The following is a 463-nucleotide window of genomic DNA, read 5'->3' as shown; positions in this document are numbered from 1 at the left end:
CCGCCCGCCCAGCAGCCGGGTCAGCGGCGCGAGGCGCTCGGCGCGGCCGGTGGCGCCCCAGGCCCGCGCGGCCCCGCGGGCGGCCCGCACCGCGGCGTCCACGTCCTCGGCGGTACCGGCGGCGACGGTGGCGAGCACCTGCTCGGTGGCCGGGTCGACCACCTCCAGGCCGCCGCCGCCCAGGGTGGGCCGCCAGGCGCCGCCGATGTACTGGTCCGCATGCTGCTGCACGAGCTGGGTCCTCTCCTCGCGGTGGCGTCGTCCCGGGCGGCTCCAGAGCGAGGGGCGACTTTAACTACCAGCGCTAGTCAACGCCGACCGCCCCGGCCCGCGCAAGCCTGCCCCCACCCGGCCGCCCACCCGACCCGCCCGCCCGCCACCGCGCCGGCCGCTCCCCGCACGCCCCCGCACGCAGCGCGGGGGGCCCGGGGCAGGGGGCGCCCCGGCCGCCCCCCCGCGGGCG

1 protein-coding gene is annotated in these 463 nt (G+C 82.5%); it reads right to left on the bottom strand.

Going from position 1 to position 463, the window contains the following annotated elements:
• Positions 1 to 231, bottom strand: a 231-nt coding sequence (locus ABD323_RS31810; protein WP_344445509.1) for an aldehyde dehydrogenase family protein, incomplete at its 3' end; no start/stop codon positions are given.
• Positions 232 to 463 lie beyond the last annotated feature (232 nt).

Origin of the sequence: Kitasatospora nipponensis, from assembly GCF_039528135.1 — a bacterium.
Classification (GTDB): domain Bacteria; phylum Actinomycetota; class Actinomycetes; order Streptomycetales; family Streptomycetaceae; genus Kitasatospora; species Kitasatospora nipponensis.
This window is presented reverse-complemented; position numbering and strand designations above follow the sequence as displayed.